Genomic DNA, 22,174 nt, shown 5'->3' with positions numbered 1-22,174 from the left:
AATTACCGCTTATCGTCTATCCCAGTGCTCATCCTCTATGATGTTCAATCATCCCAAACTGTCCAACTCTTCTTACTGCTCTTTTTGTCTTTGTCTTTTTGCGTTTATCCATCGGAATTTTTCAATAAAGCTTCTGTCAGTGCATAGTCGTTTCGGATGGCTATATTGAGCAATAAAAAAGCCGATGCGAATGCATCGGCTGGTAGTGTAAGCGTTGATTATAAGATTTGTTTGAGGACACGATCGGCTTTTAGACGCATGATTCGGCGTACTAAGCGTTGTACCTTTTCTGGGTAGTGCTCGGGTTTTTCAATTTGCTTATAAGTACAGATTAACTGAGTATGCTGCAGAATATTGTCAATTTCAGCTTCAAATTTGGTAGTAAGGTGATGGTAATCATCACGAATTAAAATTGCATTTTCGAGGTCGAGCTTCCAAGCGCGTGGATTGAGGTTATTACCTGTGATGAGCATATAACGTTTATCCACCCAAATTCCCTTGAGATGAAAGCTGTGATTTTCATGCTTCCAGAGGTGGATTGAGAGCTTGCGGCTTGCAATATGTGCTTCATTGGCTTTCGCAAAGCGGCGCAGATTAAGTTCATACAAGTAAGGTAAGCCACCGATAGTCTTGAATGGCTCTTCTGGTGCAATGTAGAAATCATTCGCGGTTTTATCGCCAATCACAATATGCACTTTCACGCCACGTCGCAGTGCTTTTTTCACCTCTTTAGCGATGCTCGGCGGGAAATTAAAGTATGGCGTGCAGATAAACACTTCATCTTTAGCAGAGGCTAACAATTGGATAATGCTTTGGTTCAACCGATTTCTGCGTCGACCGAGTCCAACCAAGGGTGTGACAGCGACTTGACCTTCATTCACTTTCTGTTTAGCAAATTGGTAATTGGCTTGAGCAAGTGAAGCTCGGAATTGGCGGATATCAGACTTAATCTCTTTTGTGGTGGGTTTGCTACCACAAGCGAGGTTATTGACAGCCGGGTGAGCCAGCATTTCTTGTTGGATAAAATGCACCATGCTGTCGGCAAGTTCAGCATTTTCTAAGGTATGGTAGCGATCAAAACGATAGCGGCCATGAAACTGGAGATAGACATTATTGAGGCTCGCACCGCTGTAGATGACTTGATCATCAATAATGAAGCCTTTTAGATGCAGAACGCCAAAGACTTCCCGCCCTCTAACCGGTATGCCATAAACAGGAATACAGTGCTCATGTTGCTGAGCAAAGTCACGATACATGGCTGCATTGCCTTCGGATTCTGCTGCACCGATCAAGCCACGCTGAGCACGGTGCCAGTCAACACAAATATGTATTTCGAGTCCTGGGTTACGCTGCTTGGCGGCATAGAGTTCAGTAAGAATTTCACGGCCAGCATCGTCATTTTCTAAATAAAGTGCAACGAGGTAGATACGTTTGCGTGCCTGACGAATCGATTCAACCAAATGAGTTCGAAATTCTGCAGCCGAGAGCAGTACGCCAAATTTGTCAGGATCTTGCGCAATCGCTGGTAGTTGTTCGATTGGGTTTCTTCGAGCAATCATTGGGATGCATTACCTTGTTGTGTGCAAAATTGCGAGCAGTGGATATTACCAAAACTGGTTAAGAAAAGGCTAGAAATGGCGACCATTCTTGACAATACTTCGCTTGATATTGCATCGGAATGAGATCCTTACCAGATCTCGAGTAACGCTCAAAGAGTAGATGGAGCTCGGCGGGTAAAGCATTAGGTGCAATTTGAATAAAATGGCCTTGCTGATAGAAATGTTCGAGATGGGTATAAGCAAAACAAAAGGTTGCTGGATTGAGCCATTGCTTTTGGCAGTAGTCGAGCAGTTGCTTGCCAATCCCTTGTTGACGGCTCTGGGCTTCCACTGCCATGCCAGTCAGTAGGCGATATTGACCAATCATACGAAAACGTACCACGCCCACAATCTCACGATCCTTGAGAGCAACAATCACCTGTTCATCACTTTTGGGTTTGCTCCCCGGATAGTGGTTTTTATAAAAGCGTTTGATAAGCGGGAGCTTAATGGGGTCAAATTGCTGAAACTCTAACATTGGTCTTTCGTGCTTGTCGGTCATCTGAGGTAGAATATGGCCAGTTTAAGTTATCCAAAGACGACCATGCAAATTCAACTCGGTGCGAACCTCAAACCCTACCACACCTTTGGTATTGAACAGTCAGCTGCTCAATTGGTCGTGGCGGAATCGATTGACGATCTTAAGGCGCTCTATTGCTCTGCTGAATGGGCTGGCCTACCTAAGCTTATTATAGGCAAAGGCAGTAATATGCTTTTTACTTGTCACTATACAGGTATGGTAGTGGTTAATCGCCTCAATGGTATAGAGCATCAACAAGATGATGATTACCATCGGCTGCATGTGGCCGGTGGTGAAGATTGGCCTTCACTCGTAAGTTGGTGTGTGGAGCAGGGGATCGGCGGTTTAGAGAATCTTGCTTTGATCCCTGGTTGTGCTGGCTCTGCACCAATCCAAAATATTGGCGCGTATGGCGTTGAGTTTAAAGATGTTTGTGATTACGTCGATTACTTATGCCTAGAGACTGGCACAGTGAAGCGTTTGACGGTGGAAGAGTGCCAATTTGGGTACCGTGACTCCATTTTCAAACATCAGCTTTATCAAAAAGCAGTCGTGACTGCGGTAGGGTTAAAATTCGCTAAAGCTTGGCAGCCGATTATCCAATACGGCCCATTAAAAGATTTGTCCTCGGACTGTGCTATTCATGATGTTTATCAGAGAGTCTGTGCTACGCGAATGGAAAAACTGCCTGATCCTGCTGTGATGGGGAATGCGGGTAGTTTCTTTAAAAACCCTGTGATCAGTGAGCAAGCCTTTGCTCGACTGCAAATTGAGCATCCCGATGTGGTGGCATATCCGGCTGAAAAAGGGGTCAAGGTGGCGGCCGGATGGTTGATTGATCAAGCGGGTTTGAAAGGTCACCAAATCGGAGGAGCGAAAGTTCACCCTAAACAAGCTCTGGTGATCGTTAATACGGGTGACGCGAGTGCGCATGATGTACTCATGCTGGCGGCTGATATTCAGCAGCGCGTGTTCAACTGCTATGGCATTGAACTTGAACATGAAGTGCGATTTATTGGCGAAAGTGAAGAAACCAATTTAAAGCAATGGATGAGTGAACAAGCATGAAAGAACACAGCGCTAAACTAGCCATACTCAAACAGTTAGCCGATGGCGATTTTCACTCCGGTGAAGTGTTAGGTGCTCAGCTTGGGATCTCGCGAGCAGCCATCAGTAAGCATATTCAGGGTATCCGCGAATGGGGTGTGGATGTGTTTCGTGTACAGGGTAAAGGGTATCAACTTGCTCAAGCGATGACGTTGCTCGATCAATCGGTAATCCAATCGCAAGTGAATAATCCTGTCGAGTTGCACCCGATTATTGGCTCGACCAATCAATATCTGCTCGATCATGTCGAGACGCTGGTATCGGGAACGGTCTGTTTAGCAGAATATCAAGCCAGTGGTCGTGGTCGGCGTGGTCGGCATTGGGTTTCTCCATTTGGCGCTAATCTTTATCTCTCGATCTATTGGCGTTTAGATGCCGGTATGGCAGCCGCGATGGGGCTAAGTTTAGTCGTTGGTGTGGCCATTGTTGAAGCGCTGGAAGCCATGGGAGTGGATGGCGTTAAACTCAAATGGCCAAACGATCTCTATTATCAAGATAAAAAGTTGGCGGGCATTTTAGTCGAAATGTCTGGTCAAGCTGGTGCGGCAGCACATTTAGTGATCGGCATGGGGATCAACCTTGCTATGCGCGATAACGAGGGCAATATCGATCAGCCTTGGATAAGCCTTGCAGAAGTGACTGGACAAAGCCGGATTGATCGTAATGCTTTAGCGATTAATCTGATTGCTGCGCTAGATCGCACCTTACGCCAGTATGAAATTTCAGGTATGCAAAACTTTGTTGAGCGTTGGAATCGTTGGGATAACTTCATCGGTCGTCCAGTTAAACTGCTGATGGGGGCGAATGAGGTGCGCGGTATTGAGCGTGGGATTGATGAACACGGCGGCGTATTATTAGAAACCGAAGAGGGGTTGAAAAGTTTTATTGGTGGTGAGATATCCCTACGTAAAAACGACTAGAGCAGAATTAAAATCAAATAAAGAGGCGTCAGCCTCTTTTTCTTGAGCACTATTTACGGAGCAGGACTTCTTCTACCGTATGGTTAAGCCCTTTGCGTAAAATCAAATGTGCACGACCTTTGGTCGGCAAGATGTTCTCAACCAGATTTTTACCGTTGATGGTTTCCCAAATGGAACGCGCCTTCTGTTCAGCTTGGGCTTCAGTGAGTGCAGTGTAGTGGCTGAAATAGGAGCCGGGCTTTTTAAATGCACCCTGGCGAAATTTCATAAAGCGCTCGATATACCACTTTTCTATCAGTTGACTATCGGCATCGACATAAATCGAAAAATCCAGGAAATCAGAGATAAATACGCGGTGTGGGTCATGAGGGTAGTCCATACCACTTTGCAGTACATTTAAGCCTTCAATGATCAGCACATCCGGGCGGTCGACCACTTTCATTTCATCGGTAATATCATAAGTGAGATGTGAATAAACGGGGGCGGTTACATTGGGCTGGCCAGCTTTAACCTCAGAAACAAATTCCACCAAGCGGCGAATATCATAAGATTCAGGAAAGCCCTTCTTATGCATAATGCCACGTTCAGTCAGTACCTTATTGGGGTATAAAAAGCCGTCTGTGGTGATCAGTTCGACCTTTGGATGATTCTCCCAACGTGATAAGAGAGCTTTCAGTAAGCGAGCCGTTGTACTTTTACCGACGGCAACGCTGCCTGCTATGCCAATCACAAAAGGGGGGGCTGATTCGGTATTACCCAAAAACTGATGCAACACACCATTACGACTTTGACGCGCAGCCACATACAAATTCAGTAGACGAGCGAGGGGAAGATAGATTTCAACCGCTTCGGTCATCGATAAATGGTCATTGATGCCCTGTAACTCTTTTAGATCGCTTTCAGAGAGCGTCATAGGTACTGAATTGCGCAATTGGGCCCAGTGTTGGCGATCAAAGGTTAAATAAGGGCTCATAATTGGTTCAATCATGCCGGTTGAGAATAAGGAAAGCGAAAATACAATAAGCACAAGATAAAACAAAATAGAAAGATGCGAGAATTAGCGATTGCGCTCTAATTTGACTGAAAAAACAACGAACAAGCAAAATCCTTTGAAAATTGAGTTTTTTTTCAAGATAAGGGTTGCAACCCCCAAGATCATTCACTAGAATGCGCACCACTTATGCCGACTTAGCTCAGTAGGTAGAGCAACTGACTTGTAATCAGTAGGTCACCAGTTCGATTCCGGTAGTCGGCACCATTTTCTCCACTAGCAGTGAAAATGGTCAAAAATTTGGAGGGGTTCCCGAGTGGCCAAAGGGAGCAGACTGTAAATCTGCCGGCTCCGCCTTCGATGGTTCGAATCCGTCCCCCTCCACCATATTCTTAAGGAAATAGCTCTCAGAGTTACGTGTTGCGGGCATCGTATAATGGCTATTACCTCAGCCTTCCAAGCTGATGATGCGGGTTCGATTCCCGCTGCCCGCTCCACTCATTTTAGAGTGCTGATATAGCTCAGATGGTAGAGCGCATCCTTGGTAAGGATGAGGTCGGCAGTTCGATTCTGCCTATCAGCACCAGCTCTAAGCCTCTAAGCAAAGTTTTCCTTTTGATATATACTTTACTACCGATATTTTTTGGTTGCGTGGTCATCTCAAAAGCCACCTAAATCCGTACCTAGAGGGACAACTCATGTCTAAAGAGAAATTTGAACGTACGAAACCGCACGTAAACGTTGGTACTATCGGCCACGTTGACCACGGTAAAACAACTCTAACTGCAGCTATCTGTACTGTACTTGCAAAAGTATACGGCGGTAAAGCTCGTGACTTCGCGTCAATCGACAACGCACCAGAAGAGCGTGAGCGTGGTATTACAATCAATACTTCTCACGTAGAGTACGATACTCCAAACCGTCACTACGCACACGTAGACTGTCCAGGACACGCGGATTATGTTAAGAACATGATCACCGGTGCAGCACAGATGGACGGCGGTATCCTAGTTGTAGCGGCAACTGACGGTCCAATGCCACAAACTCGTGAGCACATCCTGCTGGGTCGCCAGGTAGGTATTCCTTACATCATCGTATTCATGAACAAGTGTGACATGGTTGACGATGAAGAGCTTCTAGAGCTGGTAGAGATGGAAGTTCGTGAGCTGCTGTCTGAGTACGATTTCCCAGGTGATGACCTGCCAGTAATCCAAGGTTCAGCACTAGGCGCGCTAAACGGCGAAGCACAGTGGGAAGCGAAGATTGTTGAGCTAGCAGAAGCACTGGATACTTACATTCCAGAGCCAGAACGTGCAGTAGACATGGCATTCCTGATGCCAATCGAAGACGTATTCTCAATCCAAGGTCGTGGTACAGTAGTAACTGGCCGTATCGAGCGCGGCATCCTGAAAGTGGGTGACGAAGTAGCGATCGTTGGTATCAAAGAGACAGTAAAAACGACCTGTACAGGTGTAGAGATGTTCCGTAAGCTGCTTGACGAAGGTCGTGCAGGTGAGAACGTAGGTGCACTACTACGTGGTACTAAGCGTGAAGAAGTAGAGCGTGGTCAAGTACTGGCGAAGCCAGGTTCAATCACACCACACACTAAGTTCGAATCAGAAGTATACGTACTGTCAAAAGACGAAGGTGGCCGTCATACTCCATTCTTCAAAGGTTACCGTCCACAGTTCTACTTCCGTACAACTGACGTAACAGGCAGCATCGAGCTACCAGAAGGCGTAGAAATGGTAATGCCAGGCGACAACGTGAAGATGGTTGTAGACCTGATTGCACCAATCGCGATGGACGAAGGTCTACGCTTCGCTATCCGTGAAGGTGGCCGTACTGTAGGTGCTGGTGTTGTAGCTAAGATCATCGCTTAATTATTTGACTAAGCACTACTAAAAAGGGCATCATTTGATGCCCTTTTTCTGCGCTGCGCAATAATGTGTCGATTTCTTGATCAAACGCAGCCAAAATTTGGGGTTGAGAGAGTATTTTCTCGCTCTTTAGTATGGAATCAGCGCATTGCGTTGACCGAATGGATTTGCCCTGCAACAGCGGGGTCGTTGTCGTCTAGAAGTCAGATATGTGACAGGTTGGTTTATGAAAGCAAACAACGCTGAAGCTCCTGATAGCTCAAATGCAGCAGACACTCTAAAGTGGGTAGCCACTTTTGTTCTGCTGGTTGCCGCTGTTGTGGGTAATTACCTGTATGGTGAACTGTCTGTGGTGGCTCGCGCCGCAGGTGTAATTGTGTTGATTGCTGCAGCACTTGGTGTTGCTGCGACAACAACAAAAGGCAAAGAAGCGATCGTTTTTGCTCGCGAATCTCGCATGGAAGTTCGCAAAGTAGTTTGGCCAACACGCCAAGAAACTATGCAAACCACACTGATCGTTTTAGCAGTAAGTATTGTAATGGCTCTGGCGCTTTGGGGTATTGACGGCATTATGGTTCGTCTAGTGGCCTTTGCGACCGGAGTATAGTAGAGGGTTTAATACATGAGTGAAGCTCCCAAAAAACGCTGGTATGTAGTTCAAGCCTTCTCGGGATTTGAAGGACGTGTTGCTCAGTCACTTCGTGAACATATCAAAATGCACGGTATGGAAGAGCTGTTTGGTGAAGTGTTAGTACCAACAGAAGAAGTGGTAGAAATGCGCGCTGGCCAACGCCGCAAAAGTGAACGTAAATTCTTCCCAGGTTATGTGCTAGTGCAGATGATCATGAATGATGAATCTTGGCACTTGGTACGTAGCGTACCTCGCGTGATGGGATTCATCGGTGGTACATCAGATCGCCCAGCTCCTATCACAGATAAGGAAGCGGATGCGATTCTGAATCGTCTTGAGAAAGCCAGCGAAGCACCACGTCCTAAAACCATGTTTGAAGCAGGTGAAGTCGTGCGTGTTAACGACGGTCCATTTGCTGACTTCAACGGTACCGTTGAAGAGGTGGATTACGAGAAAAGCCGCTTGAAAGTGTCGGTTTCGATCTTTGGTCGTGCAACACCTGTTGAACTCGAATTTGGTCAAGTGGAAAAGCTTGATTAAAAAAGCATCTCTTTAGGCTTGTCTGGGGCGTGGATTATGACTATAATTTCGCGCCTTTTTACAGGTTCTTTATGAAAACCGGGGAGCTGATCAATCGATTAGCGTTTGCACCCATAATCTAGGAAATATCATGGCTAAGAAAGTTGAAGCTTATGTAAAGCTGCAAGTTGCAGCTGGCATGGCAAACCCAAGTCCACCAGTTGGTCCTGCTCTAGGTCAACGCGGTGTTAACATCATGGAATTCTGTAAAGCGTTCAACGCACGTACAGAATCTCTAGAGAAAGGTCTACCAATCCCAGTAGTTATTACTGTGTACAGCGACCGTTCTTTCACGTTCGAAACTAAGACTCCACCAGCATCTGTTCTTCTGAAGAAAGCAGCTGGCATCAAGTCTGGTTCTGCACGTCCTAACACTGCTAAAGTGGGCACAATCACTGACGCTCAAATCCAAGAAATCGCTGCAACTAAAGCAGCTGACATGACTGGTGCTGATATCGAAGCGATGAAGCGTTCTATCGCAGGTACTGCTCGCTCAATGGGCCTAGTGGTTGAGGGTTAATACAATGGCAAAACTAACTAAGCGTATGCGTACTATCCGCGCAAAAGTGGATGTAACTAAAGAGTACGACATCAACGAAGCTGTTGCTCTGCTGAAAGAGCTGGCAACTGCGAAGTTCGTTGAATCAGTTGACGTTGCTGTTAACCTGGGTATCGATGCTCGTAAATCTGACCAAAACGTTCGTGGCGCTACTGTACTGCCGCACGGTACTGGCCGTGACATCCGCGTAGCGGTATTCACTCAAGGTGCTAACGCTGAAGCAGCTAAAGCAGCTGGTGCAGAACTGGTTGGTATGGAAGATCTGGCTGATCTCGTGAAAAAAGGCGAAATGAACTTCGACGTAGTTATCGCATCTCCAGATGCAATGCGCGTTGTTGGTCAACTAGGTACTATCCTAGGCCCACGTGGTCTGATGCCAAACCCGAAAGTTGGTACTGTAACTCCTAACGTTGCTGAAGCGGTTAAGAACGCGAAAGCAGGTCAGGTTCGTTACCGTAACGACAAGAACGGTATCATCCATACCACTATCGGTAAGGTGACGTTCGAAGCAGACCAACTGAAAGAGAACTTAGAAGCTCTGCTGGTTGCTCTGAAGAAAGCAAAACCATCTTCTGCGAAAGGCGTTTTCGTGAAGAAGGTAAGCATCTCTACTACTATGGGTGCTGGCGTTGCTGTCGATCAGAATACTCTGAGCGCACAAGTTTAATGCATTTGCTTAGGCGCAGAATTTGTGTATAATTCTGCGCCTAATATTTGTGGTTGGGGCTGAACTTTTACCTCGTGGTGAAAACCCAGTCTCCGTCCAAGACCGTAGGCGTTATCCTCGGATAACTTAATAAAACCTACGTAGATGGTGCCCGAACTGACAGAAAGATCTACTTTTTAAGTTACCTTTCTTCTGGGACTGCACCAAAAAAGCTCTCACTGTTGTTGATAATAGTGAGCGGTGTAACGACAACCAGGAGTTAATCCAAGATGGCTTTAAATCTTCAAGACAAAAAAGCAATTGTTGCTGAAGTCAACGAAGCGGCCAGTGGTGCACTTTCTGCAGTTGTTGCTGACTCTCGTGGTGTTCAAGTTGCTGCGATGACTAATCTGCGTAAACAAGCTCGTGAAGCGGGCGTTTACCTGAAAGTTGTTCGTAACACACTGGCACGTCGCGCAGTAGAAGGCACAGCTTACGAATGTCTGAAAGACGTATTCGTAGGCCCTACTTTGATCGGCTTCTCTAACGAGCACCCAGGTGCTGCAGCGCGTCTTTTCAAAGACTTCGCTAAAGAGAACAAAGCATTCGAGATCAAAGCAGCTGCATTTGAAGGTGTACTGACTGACCCTGAAGTACTAGCGACACTACCAACTTACGACGAAGCGATTGCACGCCTGATGATGTGCATGAAAGAAGCTTCTGCTGGCAAGCTGGTTCGTACAATCGCTGCTGTCCGCGATCAAAAAGAAGCTGCATAAGCAAAATCGCTTTTGCTTTTTACTGGTTGCTAAATAAACTTATTGTTGACTTAAAAGAGAATTGTTATGTCTATTACTAACGAGCAAATCCTAGACGCTATTGCAGAAATGTCTGTAATGCAAGTTGTTGAACTGATCTCTGCTATGGAAGAGAAGTTCGGTGTTTCTGCTGCTGCTGCAGTTGTTTCTGGTCCAGCTGCTGCTGCTGCAGTTGAAGAGCAAACTGAATTCAACGTAATTCTGGCTGCTGCTGGCGCGAACAAAGTTGCTGTTATCAAAGCAGTACGTGGCGCAACTGGCCTAGGTCTGAAAGAAGCTAAAGCTCTTGTAGACGGCGCTCCAGCATCTGTTAAAGAAGCTGTATCTAAAGAAGAAGCAGAAGCACTGAAGAAAGAGCTTGAAGAAGCTGGTGCAACTGTTGAAGTTAAGTAATTCCTACTTAATTTCTTAGCCGAAAGGCTAATGGCTGGTGGTTTAATAACCACCGGCCTTTTTGCGCTGTAGGGTATGGACGAATTTTCCCGCTGTTTAAGCGTTCCATATTCATGCAAATGAGTTCATTTCAACGCAATGAATTCACACTACAGTAAACAGCGATTAGTCACTGTCCTCACCCTTTTTAACCTGAAAGGCGGACAGTTTGGGTCACTTATCAGCGAGCTGAGGAACCCCATGGTTTACTCTTATACCGAGAAAAAGCGCATCCGTAAGGACTTTGGTACTCGTCCACAAGTGTTGGACATTCCATACCTGCTATCGATCCAGCTCGATTCGTTCGAAAAGTTCATCGAACAGGATCCTGAAGGACAATACGGTCTTGAAGCCGCTTTTCGTTCTGTATTTCCAATTCAGAGCTATAACGGCAATTCAGAGCTGCAATACGTTAGCTACCGTCTTGGTGAGCCAGTTTTTGACGTTAAAGAATGTCAAATCCGTGGTGTAACTTATTCAAAACCGCTACGCGTGAAATTACGCTTAGTGATCTTTGATAAAGACGCGCCAGCAGGTACTGTCAAAGATATTAAAGAACAAGAAGTCTACATGGGCGAAATTCCGCTCATGACAGAAAATGGTACCTTCGTAATCAATGGTACTGAGAGGGTTATCGTATCCCAGCTGCACCGAAGCCCAGGCGTGTTCTTCGACAGCGATAAGGGTAAGACCCACTCTTCAGGTAAAGTTCTGTATAACGCACGTATCATTCCGTACCGTGGTTCATGGCTCGATTTTGAGTTCGATCCAAAAGACAACCTGTACGTACGTATTGACCGTCGTCGTAAGCTGCCTGCATCGATCATCCTGCGTGCACTAGGTAAAACTAGCGCCGAGATCCTGGACATCTTCTTCGAAAAAGTGAATTTCGAAGTGAAAGATCAAACTCTAATGATGGAGTTGGTTCCAGAGCGTCTGCGTGGTGAAACTGCGACCTTCGATATCGAAGCGGATGGCAAGGTTTACGTAGAGAAAGGCCGTCGTGTGACTGCACGTCACATCCGTCAACTTGAAAAAGATGGCGTGAACTTTATTGAAGTTCCGGTTGAGTACATCGTAGGTAAAGTATCTGCGAAAGATTACGTGAATGAAGCGACTGGCGAACTGATCATTACCGCGAACCAGGAAATCAGCCTGGAAGCGCTAGCGAACCTGTCTCAAGCCGGTTACAAAAAGCTAGAAGTTCTGTTTACCAATGATCTGGACCACGGTCCGTTCATGTCAGAAACCCTGCGTGTTGATAGCACGACAGATCGCATCTCTGCACTGGTAGAGATCTACCGCATGATGCGCCCTGGCGAGCCACCAACGAAAGAAGCCGCGGAATCGCTGTTTGAAAGTCTATTCTTCTCTGCAGAGCGTTACGATCTGTCGACTGTTGGCCGTATGAAGTTCAACAGCTCAATCGGTCGTGAAGATGCGGAAGAGCAAGGCACGCTGGATGAAGTTGACATCATCGAAGTGATGAAAAAGCTGATCTCGATTCGTAACGGTAAAGGCGAAGTGGACGATATCGACCACCTTGGCAACCGTCGTATCCGTAGTGTCGGCGAAATGGCAGAGAACCAATTCCGTGTTGGTCTGGTACGTGTTGAACGCGCAGTGAAAGAACGCCTAAGCTTGGGCGATCTGGACAACGTGATGCCACAAGACCTGATCAATGCGAAACCAATTTCTGCTGCTGTAAAAGAATTCTTTGGTTCTTCTCAGCTGTCTCAGTTTATGGATCAGAACAACCCGTTGTCAGAAGTGACGCATAAGCGTCGTATTTCTGCATTGGGCCCTGGCGGTCTGACTCGTGAGCGTGCTGGCTTCGAAGTACGTGACGTACACGTAACGCACTACGGTCGTCTATGTCCTATCGAAACACCTGAAGGTCCAAACATCGGTTTGATCAACTCGCTGTCTGCGTTTGCACGCTGCAACGAGTACGGTTTCCTAGAAACCCCTTACCGTCGCGTAGTCAACGGTGTTGTGACTGACGAAGTGGATTACCTCTCTGCGATTGAAGAAGGTCAATTCGTTATCGCTCAGGCGAACGCTAAGCTGACAGAAGAAGGCGGTTTTGCTGATGAACTGGTTACCGCACGTCAAAAAGGCGAGTCAGGTCTTCACCCACGTGAACACGTTGACTACATGGACGTTGCGACAAACCAAGTTGTATCGATCGCGGCATCCTTGATCCCGTTCCTAGAACACGACGATGCGAACCGTGCTTTGATGGGTGCGAACATGCAACGTCAGGCGGTTCCAACTCTGCGTTCAGAGAAACCACTGGTTGGTACGGGTATCGAGCGTAACGTCGCGGTTGACTCTGGTGTAACAGCGGTGGCGAAACGCGGCGGTGTTATCCAGTCAGTTGACGCTTCTCGTATCGTAGTCAAAGTGAACGAAGAAGAGTTGATCCCTGGCGAAGCGGGTATCGACATCTACAACCTGACTAAGTACACCCGTTCGAACCAGAATACTTGTATCAACCAGCGTCCATGTGTGATGCCGGGTGAACCTGTAGCTCGTGGCGATGTACTGGCAGACGGTCCTTCAACTGACCTTGGCGAACTGGCTCTTGGCCAAAACATGCGTATCGCATTCATGCCTTGGAACGGTTACAACTTCGAAGACTCGATCTTAGTGTCTGAGCGCGTAGTTCAAGATGACCGCTTTACCACTATCCACATCCAAGAGCTTTCTTGTGTGGCGCGTGATACTAAGCTGGGCGCAGAAGAGATCACGGCTGACATCCCTAACGTGGGTGAAGCGGCTCTGTCTAAGCTTGACGAATCTGGCATCGTGTACATCGGTGCAGAAGTGAAAGGCGGCGACATTCTGGTTGGTAAAGTGACACCAAAAGGTGAAACTCAACTGACTCCAGAAGAGAAACTGCTGCGTGCGATCTTCGGTGAGAAAGCCTCAGACGTGAAAGATACGTCTCTGCGTGTACCGAACTCAGTAGCAGGTACGGTTATCGACGTACAAGTCTTTACTCGCGATGGCGTAGAAAAAGACAAGCGTGCGCTTGAAATCGAACAGATGCAGCTGAAAGAAGCGAAGAAAGACCTGACTGAAGAGTTCCAAATTCTGGAAGGCGGTCTTCTGGCGCGTGTTCGTTCTGTACTGCTGGCGGGTGGTTACACTGAAGCGAAACTGGGTTCAATCGAACGTAAGAAATGGTTAGAGCAGACGCTTGAAAATGAAGAGCTGCAAAACCAGCTAGAGCAACTGGCAGAACAGTACGATGAACTGAAAGCAGACTTCGATAAGAAGTTTGAAGCTAAGCGTCGTAAGATCACCCAAGGTGATGATCTGGCTCCTGGCGTACTGAAGATTGTTAAGGTTTACCTAGCAGTGAAACGTCGCATCCAGCCGGGTGATAAGATGGCGGGTCGTCACGGTAACAAGGGTGTTATCTCTAAGATCAACCCTGTCGAAGACATGCCATACGATGAAAACGGTCAGCCGGTTGACATCGTACTGAACCCACTGGGCGTACCATCACGTATGAACATCGGTCAGATCCTAGAAGTTCACTTGGGTCTGGCGGCGAAAGGTATCGGTGACAAGATCAACCAAATGATCAAGGAACAACAAGAGCTGGCGAAGCTGCGTGAGTTCCTGCAGAAGGTTTATGATCTAGGCGATACTCGTCAACGTGTTGATATCTCAGAACTCAGTGATGAAGATGTTCGTACACTGGCGCATAACCTGCGTGCTGGTCTACCGGTCGCAACGCCAGTCTTCGATGGTGCTCCTGAATCGTCTATCAAAGCTATGTTGGAACTGGCTGATCTGCCAGCTTCAGGTCAGTTGACTCTGTTCGATGGCCGCACGGGTGACGCATTTGAGCGTCCTGTTACCGTGGGTTACATGTACATGCTGAAACTGAACCACTTGGTTGACGACAAGATGCACGCTCGTTCTACAGGCTCTTACAGTCTGGTTACTCAGCAACCTCTGGGTGGTAAAGCTCAGTTCGGTGGTCAGCGCTTCGGTGAGATGGAAGTGTGGGCACTGGAAGCATACGGTGCTGCGTATACCCTGCAAGAGATGTTGACCGTTAAATCGGACGACGTGAACGGCCGTACTAAGATGTATAAGAACATCGTAGATGGCAATCACGCGATGGAACCTGGTATGCCAGAATCGTTCAACGTACTGTTGAAAGAGATTCGCTCGCTGGGTATCAACATCGAGCTAGAAGACGAATAATAAACCCTAAGGTTTCCCCGCAAGGGGAAGCCTACCGGTTTCGGTAGGAAGGTGCTCGTTGCCAATCGCAGCGAGTTCCTTTTAACTCCTTACAGGAGCTGAATGTGAAAGACTTATTAAACTTTCTAAAAGCACAGCATAAGACCGAAGAATTTGATGCGATCAAAATCGGTCTGGCTTCACCAGACATGATCCGTTCATGGTCTTTTGGTGAAGTGAAAAAACCTGAAACCATCAACTATCGTACGTTCAAGCCTGAGCGTGATGGTCTGTTCTGTGCGCGTATTTTTGGCCCGGTAAAAGACTACGAATGTCTTTGTGGCAAATATAAGCGTCTGAAACACCGTGGTGTGATTTGTGAGAAGTGTGGCGTTGAAGTCACCCAAACTAAAGTTCGTCGTGACCGTATGGGCCACATCGAACTGGCTTCTCCAGTTGCGCACATCTGGTTCCTGAAGTCTCTGCCATCTCGTATCGGTCTACTGATGGACATGCCTCTGCGTGACATCGAACGCGTACTGTACTTTGAAATGTACGTAGTGACTGAGCCAGGCATGACTGACCTTGAACGTGGTCAAATGCTGACTGAGGAAGAGTACCTCGACCGTTTAGAAGAGTGGGGCGATGAGTTCACCGCGAAAATGGGTGCTGAAGCGATCAAAGATCTGCTGGCATCGATGGATCTGCCTGCAGAAGCAGAGCAGATGCGCGAAGAGCTGGATACCACTAACTCTGAAACCAAACGTAAGAAACTGACTAAGCGTCTGAAGCTGGTTGAAGCGTTCGTCGCATCAGGTAACAAACCTGAATGGATGATCCTGACTGTACTACCAGTTCTGCCACCTGATCTACGTCCATTGGTTCCACTGGATGGCGGTCGTTTCGCAACGTCGGATCTGAACGATCTGTACCGTCGCGTCATCAACCGTAACAACCGTTTGAAGCGTCTGCTTGAACTGGCGGCACCAGACATCATCGTACGTAACGAAAAACGTATGCTGCAAGAGTCTGTGGATGCGCTGCTGGATAACGGCCGTCGTGGTCGTGCGATCACGGGTTCGAACAAGCGTCCGCTGAAGTCTCTGGCTGACATGATCAAAGGTAAGCAAGGTCGTTTCCGTCAGAACCTGCTGGGTAAACGTGTTGACTACTCAGGCCGTTCGGTTATCACCGTAGGTCCATACCTGCGTCTGCACCAGTGTGGTCTACCGAAGAAAATGGCTCTTGAGCTGTTCAAACCATTCATCTACAGCAAGCTGGAAACTCGTGGCCTAGCAACGACGATCAAAGCCGCTAAGAAAATGGTTGAGCGCGAAGAAGCGGTCGTATGGGATATCTTGGATGAAGTGATCCGCGAACACCCAGTACTGCTGAACCGTGCACCAACACTTCACCGTTTGGGTATCCAAGCGTTTGAACCGGTTCTGATCGAAGGTAAAGCGATCCAACTGCACCCACTAGTGTGTGCGGCGTATAACGCGGACTTCGACGGTGACCAAATGGCGGTACACGTTCCTCTGACGCTTGAAGCGCAGTTGGAAGCTCGTACCCTGATGATGTCAACCAACAACATTCTGTCGCCTGCGTCAGGTGATCCAATCATCGTGCCGTCTCAGGACGTGGTACTGGGTCTGTACTACATGACCCGTGAAAAGATCAATGCGAAAGGCGAAGGTATGTACCTGACTGGCCCTGCTGAGGCTGAGAAGGCGTACCGTACTAAGACTGCTGAGCTGCACGCTCGCGTTAAAGTACGTATTACCGAAACCATCAAGCATGAAAACGGTAAGCTGACCACTGAAACCAAGATGATTGATACGACCGTTGGCCGTGCCATGTTGTGGCAAATCGTACCGAAAGGTCTGCCATACAGCTTGGTGAACCAGAAGTTAGGTAAGAAGCAAATTTCTAACCTGCTCAACGAGGCATACCGTAAGCTGGGTCTGAAAGACACCGTTATCTTCGCTGACCAAATCATGTACACCGGTTTCGCTTACGCGGCACTGTCTGGTGTATCGGTTGGTATCGACGATATGGTAGTTCCAGCGGCTAAGTACACGGAAATTGCTGAAGCGGAAGAAGAAGTACGCGAAATTCAAGAGCAGTTCCAGTCTGGTCTGGTGACCGCTGGCGAACGCTACAACAAAGTGATCGATATTTGGGCATCAACCAACGATCGCGTAGCGAAAGCGATGATGGAAAACCTCTCTTCTGAGCAGGTGATCAACCGTCAAGGCGAACAAGAAAAACAAGAGTCGTTCAACAGCATCTATATGATGGCCGACTCAGGTGCTCGTGGTTCTGCTGCTCAGATCCGTCAGTTGGCGGGTATGCGTGGTCTGATGGCGCGTCCAGATGGCTCGATCATCGAAACGCCAATCACGGCAAACTTTAAAGAAGGTCTAAACGTTCTTCAGTACTTTATCTCAACGCACGGTGCTCGTAAGGGTCTGGCGGATACGGCACTGAAAACAGCGAACTCCGGTTACCTGACTCGTCGTCTGGTAGACGTAGCGCAAGACGTTGTGGTGACTGAACATGACTGTGGCACCCTAGAAGGCGTGGTGATGACACCGCACATCGAAGGTGGTGACGTTAAAGTAGCACTGACTGAACTGGCACTGGGCCGTGTGGTATCGGAAGATATCCTCAAGCCAGGTACAGATGAAGTGTTGATCCCTCGTAATACACTGCTGGATGAAAAGTGGTGTAAGGTGATCAACGATAACTCTGTTGACCAAATCAAAGTACGTTCAGTGGTAACTTGTGATTCTGACTTCGGTTGTTGTGCGCAGTGTTACGGTCGTGACCTAGCACGTGGTCACTTGGTGAACCAAGGTGAAGCGGTCGGTGTTATCGCGGCACAGTCAATCGGTGAGCCAGGTACACAGCTGACGATGCGTACGTTCCACATCGGTGGTGCGGCATCAACAGCAGCAGCAGAAAACAGCATCCAAGCTAAGAACAACGGTTCTGTGAAACTGCACAATGCGAAGTTCGTAACCAATAAAGATGGCAAGCTTGTTATCACCTCTCGTGCTTCTGAGCTGACCATCATTGACGAATTTGGTCGTACCAAAGAGAAACACAAACTGCCATACGGCTCTATGCTGAGCAAAGCCGATGGTGATGCAGTGGCTGCGGGCGAAACCGTAGCGAACTGGGAAGCGCATACCATGCCAATCATCACTGAAGTGGCAGGTCGCGTACAGTTTGTGGATATGATCGATGGCGTAACCGTTTCTCGTCAAACGGACGATCTGACTGGTCTGTCTTCAAGTGAAGTGACTGAAGCCGCAGCGCGTCCTGCAGCAGGTAAAGACATGCGTCCAGCCATTAAACTGGTTGACGCAAATGGTAAAGATGTCCTGATCCCAGGTACTGACATGCCAGCTCAATACTTCCTGCCAGGTAAAGCGATTGTGAACTTGGACGACGGCGCTGAAGTGAATGTGGGTGATACACTGGCTCGTATTCCTCAGAAGTCTGGCGGTAACAAGGACATCACCGGTGGTCTACCACGCGTTGCTGACCTGTTTGAAGCGCGTAAGCCAAAAGAGCCTGCGATTCTGGCTGAGCACTCAGGTACCGTATCGTTCGGTAAAGAGACTAAAGGTAAGCGTCGTTTGATCATCACTCGTGACAGCGGTGACACTTACGAAGAGATGATCCCTAAACATCGTCAATTGAACGTGTTTGAAGGTGAGCGCATTGAGCGTGGTGATGTGATTGCGGACGGCCCAGAGTCGCCACATGACATCCTGCGTCTGCGTGGTATCCATGCAGTGACCACTTACATCGCGAACGAGGTTCAGGAAGTTTACCGTCTACAAGGCGTTAAGATTAACGATAAGCACATCGAGACTATCGTTCGTCAAATGCTGCGTAAGTGTACGATCACCTTCGCGGGTGACTCAGAGTTCTTGCCTGGCGAGACAGTTGAGTACTCACAAGTGAAGATCGCGAACCGTAAACTGGTTGAAGAAGGCAAAGAGCCAGCTCGTTTCGAGCGTGAGTTGTTGGGTATTACCAAAGCATCTCTGGCGACTGAGTCTTTCATCTCAGCAGCATCGTTCCAAGAAACCACTCGCGTTCTAACGGAAGCAGCGGTATCTGGTAAGCGTGACGATCTGCGCGGTCTGAAAGAGAACGTGATCGTTGGCCGTCTGATCCCGGCTGGTACAGGTTTTGCGTACCACCAAGATCGTCAAGCCAAACGTGCACAAGAACAGCAAGGTCCATCGGCTGAACAAGCCACTGACAACCTCGCTGCACTGTTGAATGCAGGTTTCTCTTCTGACGACGAGTAAGTCATCAAGCTATGAAAAAAGGCACCTTAAGGTGCCTTTTTTATTGGTCTCATTTTTACATTCATCTTCGAGCGGAAATCACCGGTTGGAAACGAGCGTTCTGCTAAGCACCCGGAGGCACAGCAAGGCTATCCGCAATTAACTGGATCAATTGATCTTCAAGAGAAAAGCGTAGCTCAAGCACTTCGCCAACTTTTGATAAGTCACGATCTAGATCGAGCAGTTCATCGTATTCAGTCACCGTTGCGTACTGATCATTAAAATTGAGCAGGGGTTCGGTGGTAGCGACGATTTTACCGTAGACTTGATTGATCTCATCGGTCGCTTTAAAACCGGTGGCGTGCCACTTATCCATGACCATGTCATAGATTTTGAAATGGCCTTCAGAGATGTAATCCACTAATTCTTGGCAAAAATACAGCAGAGCCTGTGGAGAAGGGAGTTCAGAAACCGCAGCTTTGGTTGTACAAGGTTGCAGTGCCGCCAGCTTACAATATTCAACGATCACATGCTGTCGTTTATCCAGCCAATGGTCAATGATATCACTCGAACCACCCCATTGTTCTTGGACGTTTTTGAATTTTCTTAGCATGACCATGTCCTCATGATCGGATCGTCACTGACGATCGTTCCTTTGCCTTTTTAATAATATCAATAAGATATCACTACTGCCCTCACAAAAAGTTATAGTCAATAATTCTTGTGCTGACAAATTGTGGTGTGAATTTAGATTGCCAGTAAAATGATCCGACTGCAAGCAATCAGGAGAAGCAGAGTGGAAAAGAGTGACGGCAAGAACGCTTATTGGTGTGTTGTTTCAGGCAGCGATCTTTGGCTGGTGGATGGCCAAATTCCTTATGGCAGCGCAGAGCAGTGGGATCTGCCACAAGAGAAGGCGATCTTGGTGGATCGTTACCAAAACTCCCCTGTCTACTGGCTGAATGCTGCAGATATTGAGCAGGATCGTCCGCTCACTTCATTACGTGAGTTATTGGGTGTGGATGAGGCGCTGTTTCTTGCTGCAAGCAAAGCGGTGCAATATGGCCATATGAGCCAAACCATACGATTTTGTCCGCAATGTGGGGGGCGTAACTATCTCAATCATCAGCAACTGGCAATGCAGTGCCACGATTGCCGAACCCTGCACTATCCGCGTATTTTTCCCTGCATTATTGTTGCCGTACGTAAACAGCAGCAAATTTTGCTGGCGCAGCACCCACGCCATCGCAATGGTATGTACACCGTGATTGCCGGCTTTGTTGAGGTAGGCGAGACGCTTGAACAGTGTGTTGCGCGTGAAGTGTTGGAAGAGACTGGTATCGTCGTGACCAATATTCGCTACTTTGGCAGCCAACCTTGGGCATTTCCGTCGAGTATGATGATGGCGTTTTTAGCCGATTATGACACTGGTGAGCTTAAACCCGATTACAGTGAATTGAGTGATGCCAATTGGTTTGGTATCGAAAACCTTCCTCCTGTTGCACCGCGAGGGACGATTGCCCGCGCTTTGATTGAGCAGACGTTGGCCGATATTGCCCAAGATCAGGCTTAAAAGGCAAAAAAAAACCCTCCGGTTAAGGAGGGGGTAAGTAAGATGTCGTTATGAGATGCTGAGTCGAGGACTCAGTTTATGATTATAGTTTTCGCTAGCGAACAAATTTTTAACACCGTTAAGGGTTGGACGCAATTTAAGCATTGATTTAAAAGTTAATAACTTGATCCCGCTTGCAAAGCCAACCGCTTTTGTGGGACAAACGATGTTAGAATACGCGCCAAAGTAAAGAAGCCGAAAAAGTGGGAATCACCATGACTGAATTAAAAAATGATCGCTACCTGCGTGCTTTGCTCAAGCAGCCAGTCGATTACACTCCTGTATGGATGATGCGCCAAGCGGGTCGTTATCTCCCTGAATACCGTGCTACTCGTGCTCAAGCGGGTGATTTTATGGCGCTGTGCAAGAATGCAGAGTTGGCTTCAGAAGTGACTTTACAGCCGCTGCGACGTTTTCCGCTTGATGCTGCGATCCTGTTTTCTGATATTTTGACGATTCCTGATGCGATGGGACTTGGGCTGCGTTTTGCGGCTGGCGAAGGACCGGTCTTTGAGCGTCCCATCACCTGCAAAGCCGATGTCGATAAGATTGGTATTCCCGATCCAGAAGGGGAATTGCAGTATGTGATGAACGCGGTGCGTCAAATTCGTAAAGATCTGCAAGGTGAAGTGCCGCTGATTGGTTTCTCTGGCAGTCCTTGGACGCTCGCCACTTATATGGTTGAAGGTGGCAGTTCAAAAGCCTTCACCAAAATCAAAAAGATGATGTACAGCGAGCCTGCCGTACTGCATGCGCTGTTAGATAAATTAGCTGACAGTGTGATCAGCTACCTGAATGCTCAGATTAAAGCCGGCGCCCAAGCGGTGATGGTATTTGATACTTGGGGCGGCGTGTTAACACCGCGTGATTATCAACAGTTCTCTTTGCAATACATGCACAAGATTGTCGATGGCTTGATTCGTGAAAACGAGGGCCGCCGTGTACCAGTCACGCTGTTTACCAAAAATGGTGGCATGTGGCTGGAGCAGATCGCGGCTACAGGTTGTGATGCTGTGGGTTTAGATTGGACGATCAATATCGCCGACGCTAAAGCGCGTGTGGGAGACAAAGTGGCACTGCAAGGCAATATGGATCCTTCCATTCTGTATGCTCCTGCCCCACGAATTCGTGAAGAGGTGGCGAGTATTTTGGCTGGATTTGGCCAAGGTGGCACAGGCCACGTGTTCAACTTGGGGCATGGTATTCATTTGGACGTGCCGCCTGAAAATGCCGGTGTGTTTGTTGAAGCGGTGCATGAGCTTTCGAAGCCGTACCATCCATAGTAAACGTGAAAAGCGTCTGCAGGTCAGACGCTTTTCACATCTTGAGCCCGACTGTTTTATACTTCGGTAATCCAGACAGAAA

General features: G+C 47.8%; 17 protein-coding genes and 4 tRNA genes. 17 read left to right on the top strand and 4 right to left on the bottom strand.

Annotated elements, in window-relative coordinates; genetic code table 11:
* Positions 1-218 precede the first annotated feature (218 nt).
* Entirely contained in the window at positions 219-1,559 is a 1,341-nt protein-coding gene (gene pssA, locus F0316_RS12470) for a CDP-diacylglycerol--serine O-phosphatidyltransferase (RefSeq protein ID WP_000561723.1), read from the bottom strand.
* Positions 1,560-1,617: 58 nt separating this feature from the next.
* The gene (locus F0316_RS12465; RefSeq protein ID WP_172626026.1) at positions 1,618-2,076 is read right to left on the bottom strand and encodes a GNAT family N-acetyltransferase; all 459 of its coding nucleotides are present in this window, start codon (positions 2,074-2,076) and stop codon (positions 1,618-1,620) included.
* Positions 2,077-2,112: 36 nt separating this feature from the next.
* Between F0316_RS12465 and murB the strand changes: the two genes are divergently transcribed.
* A complete protein-coding gene (murB, locus tag F0316_RS12460; protein ID WP_119773747.1) occupies positions 2,113-3,186 on the top strand; it encodes a UDP-N-acetylmuramate dehydrogenase in 1,074 nt (357 codons plus the stop codon).
* A complete protein-coding gene (gene birA / locus F0316_RS12455; protein WP_088132362.1) occupies positions 3,183-4,145 on the top strand; it encodes a bifunctional biotin--[acetyl-CoA-carboxylase] ligase/biotin operon repressor BirA in 963 nt (320 codons plus the stop codon). Before murB ends, birA begins: the two co-directional genes overlap by 4 nt.
* Positions 4,146-4,194: 49 nt before the next feature.
* Here the strand turns inward: birA and coaA are convergent, their stop codons facing one another.
* Positions 4,195-5,118, bottom strand: coding sequence for a type I pantothenate kinase (coaA, locus tag F0316_RS12450; RefSeq protein WP_000075698.1), 924 nt, complete (start codon positions 5,116-5,118; stop codon positions 4,195-4,197).
* Between the two features lie 209 nt (positions 5,119-5,327).
* Between coaA and F0316_RS12445 the strand changes: the two genes are divergently transcribed.
* The 13 genes from F0316_RS12445 to rpoC all read left to right on the top strand — a co-directional run bounded on the left by F0316_RS12445 (position 5,328) and on the right by rpoC (position 19,218).
* A tRNA-Thr gene (locus tag F0316_RS12445) sits at positions 5,328-5,403 on the top strand.
* 35 nt (positions 5,404-5,438) lie between these two features.
* Positions 5,439-5,523: transfer RNA gene (locus F0316_RS12440), tRNA-Tyr, on the top strand.
* A 35-nt stretch (positions 5,524-5,558) separates the two neighbouring features.
* A tRNA-Gly gene (locus tag F0316_RS12435) sits at positions 5,559-5,633 on the top strand.
* A gap of 13 nt (positions 5,634-5,646) precedes the next feature.
* A tRNA-Thr gene (locus tag F0316_RS12430) sits at positions 5,647-5,722 on the top strand.
* A gap of 112 nt (positions 5,723-5,834) precedes the next feature.
* Complete coding sequence (gene tuf, locus F0316_RS12425; protein ID WP_000031644.1) at positions 5,835-7,019, top strand: elongation factor Tu; 1,185 nt, start codon at positions 5,835-5,837, stop codon at positions 7,017-7,019.
* 223 nt (positions 7,020-7,242) lie between these two features.
* Positions 7,243-7,623, top strand: a complete 381-nt coding sequence (gene secE, locus F0316_RS12420; RefSeq protein ID WP_000646629.1) for a preprotein translocase subunit SecE — start codon at positions 7,243-7,245, stop codon at positions 7,621-7,623.
* Positions 7,624-7,638: 15 nt separating this feature from the next.
* The gene (nusG, locus tag F0316_RS12415) at positions 7,639-8,187 is read left to right on the top strand and encodes a transcription termination/antitermination protein NusG (protein ID WP_001287510.1); all 549 of its coding nucleotides are present in this window, start codon (positions 7,639-7,641) and stop codon (positions 8,185-8,187) included.
* 130 nt (positions 8,188-8,317) lie between these two features.
* Entirely contained in the window at positions 8,318-8,746 is a 429-nt protein-coding gene (rplK, locus tag F0316_RS12410; protein ID WP_001085796.1) for a 50S ribosomal protein L11, read from the top strand.
* Positions 8,747-8,750: 4 nt separating this feature from the next.
* Positions 8,751-9,452: a 50S ribosomal protein L1 gene (gene rplA / locus F0316_RS12405; RefSeq protein ID WP_001096669.1), complete on the top strand. Its 702-nt coding sequence runs from the start codon at positions 8,751-8,753 to the stop codon at positions 9,450-9,452.
* A 269-nt stretch (positions 9,453-9,721) separates the two neighbouring features.
* On the top strand, positions 9,722-10,210 hold the full coding sequence (rplJ, locus tag F0316_RS12400) for a 50S ribosomal protein L10 (protein WP_001207198.1): 489 nt from the start codon (positions 9,722-9,724) through the stop codon (positions 10,208-10,210).
* A gap of 66 nt (positions 10,211-10,276) precedes the next feature.
* A complete protein-coding gene (gene rplL, locus F0316_RS12395) occupies positions 10,277-10,642 on the top strand; it encodes a 50S ribosomal protein L7/L12 (RefSeq protein ID WP_000028973.1) in 366 nt (121 codons plus the stop codon).
* Between the two features lie 240 nt (positions 10,643-10,882).
* The gene (rpoB, locus tag F0316_RS12390; RefSeq protein WP_000263118.1) at positions 10,883-14,908 is read left to right on the top strand and encodes a DNA-directed RNA polymerase subunit beta; all 4,026 of its coding nucleotides are present in this window, start codon (positions 10,883-10,885) and stop codon (positions 14,906-14,908) included.
* 104 nt (positions 14,909-15,012) lie between these two features.
* A complete protein-coding gene (rpoC, locus tag F0316_RS12385) occupies positions 15,013-19,218 on the top strand; it encodes a DNA-directed RNA polymerase subunit beta' (RefSeq protein WP_000653994.1) in 4,206 nt (1,401 codons plus the stop codon).
* 103 nt (positions 19,219-19,321) lie between these two features.
* Here the strand turns inward: rpoC and F0316_RS12380 are convergent, their stop codons facing one another.
* Positions 19,322-19,810, bottom strand: coding sequence for an Rsd/AlgQ family anti-sigma factor (locus F0316_RS12380; protein ID WP_001911830.1), 489 nt, complete (start codon positions 19,808-19,810; stop codon positions 19,322-19,324).
* Between the two features lie 183 nt (positions 19,811-19,993).
* Here F0316_RS12380 and nudC point away from each other — a divergent pair, with 183 nt between their 5' ends.
* Both nudC and hemE read left to right on the top strand, forming a co-directional pair.
* On the top strand, positions 19,994-20,770 hold the full coding sequence (nudC, locus tag F0316_RS12375; protein ID WP_000415644.1) for an NAD(+) diphosphatase: 777 nt from the start codon (positions 19,994-19,996) through the stop codon (positions 20,768-20,770).
* Between the two features lie 254 nt (positions 20,771-21,024).
* Positions 21,025-22,092 carry a uroporphyrinogen decarboxylase gene (gene hemE / locus F0316_RS12370; RefSeq protein ID WP_000137605.1) on the top strand — a complete coding sequence of 356 codons (1,068 nt, stop codon included), beginning with the start codon at positions 21,025-21,027 and terminating at the stop codon, positions 22,090-22,092.
* The last annotated feature ends 82 nt before the right edge of the window (positions 22,093-22,174 follow it).

The organism is Vibrio cholerae (genome assembly GCF_008369605.1).
GTDB lineage: Bacteria > Pseudomonadota > Gammaproteobacteria > Enterobacterales > Vibrionaceae > Vibrio > Vibrio cholerae.
Note: the sequence above shows the minus strand (reverse complement) of the source record. Positions and strands in the feature narration are given on the sequence as shown.

Coding starts and splice junctions, on each gene's coding strand:
- birA (WP_088132362.1), top strand. CDS start 3,183: ATGAAAGAACACAGCGCTAAACTAGCCATACTCAAACAGTTAGCCGAT.
- hemE (WP_000137605.1), top strand. CDS start 21,025: ATGACTGAATTAAAAAATGATCGCTACCTGCGTGCTTTGCTCAAGCAG.
- rpoB (WP_000263118.1), top strand. CDS start 10,883: ATGGTTTACTCTTATACCGAGAAAAAGCGCATCCGTAAGGACTTTGGT.
- coaA (WP_000075698.1), bottom strand. CDS start 5,118: ATGAGCCCTTATTTAACCTTTGATCGCCAACACTGGGCCCAATTGCGC.
- tuf (WP_000031644.1), top strand. CDS start 5,835: ATGTCTAAAGAGAAATTTGAACGTACGAAACCGCACGTAAACGTTGGT.
- F0316_RS12465 (WP_172626026.1), bottom strand. CDS start 2,076: ATGTTAGAGTTTCAGCAATTTGACCCCATTAAGCTCCCGCTTATCAAA.
- F0316_RS12380 (WP_001911830.1), bottom strand. CDS start 19,810: ATGCTAAGAAAATTCAAAAACGTCCAAGAACAATGGGGTGGTTCGAGT.
- rplL (WP_000028973.1), top strand. CDS start 10,277: ATGTCTATTACTAACGAGCAAATCCTAGACGCTATTGCAGAAATGTCT.
- rplA (WP_001096669.1), top strand. CDS start 8,751: ATGGCAAAACTAACTAAGCGTATGCGTACTATCCGCGCAAAAGTGGAT.
- murB (WP_119773747.1), top strand. CDS start 2,113: ATGGCCAGTTTAAGTTATCCAAAGACGACCATGCAAATTCAACTCGGT.
- pssA (WP_000561723.1), bottom strand. CDS start 1,559: ATGATTGCTCGAAGAAACCCAATCGAACAACTACCAGCGATTGCGCAA.
- secE (WP_000646629.1), top strand. CDS start 7,243: ATGAAAGCAAACAACGCTGAAGCTCCTGATAGCTCAAATGCAGCAGAC.
- rplK (WP_001085796.1), top strand. CDS start 8,318: ATGGCTAAGAAAGTTGAAGCTTATGTAAAGCTGCAAGTTGCAGCTGGC.
- nusG (WP_001287510.1), top strand. CDS start 7,639: ATGAGTGAAGCTCCCAAAAAACGCTGGTATGTAGTTCAAGCCTTCTCG.
- rplJ (WP_001207198.1), top strand. CDS start 9,722: ATGGCTTTAAATCTTCAAGACAAAAAAGCAATTGTTGCTGAAGTCAAC.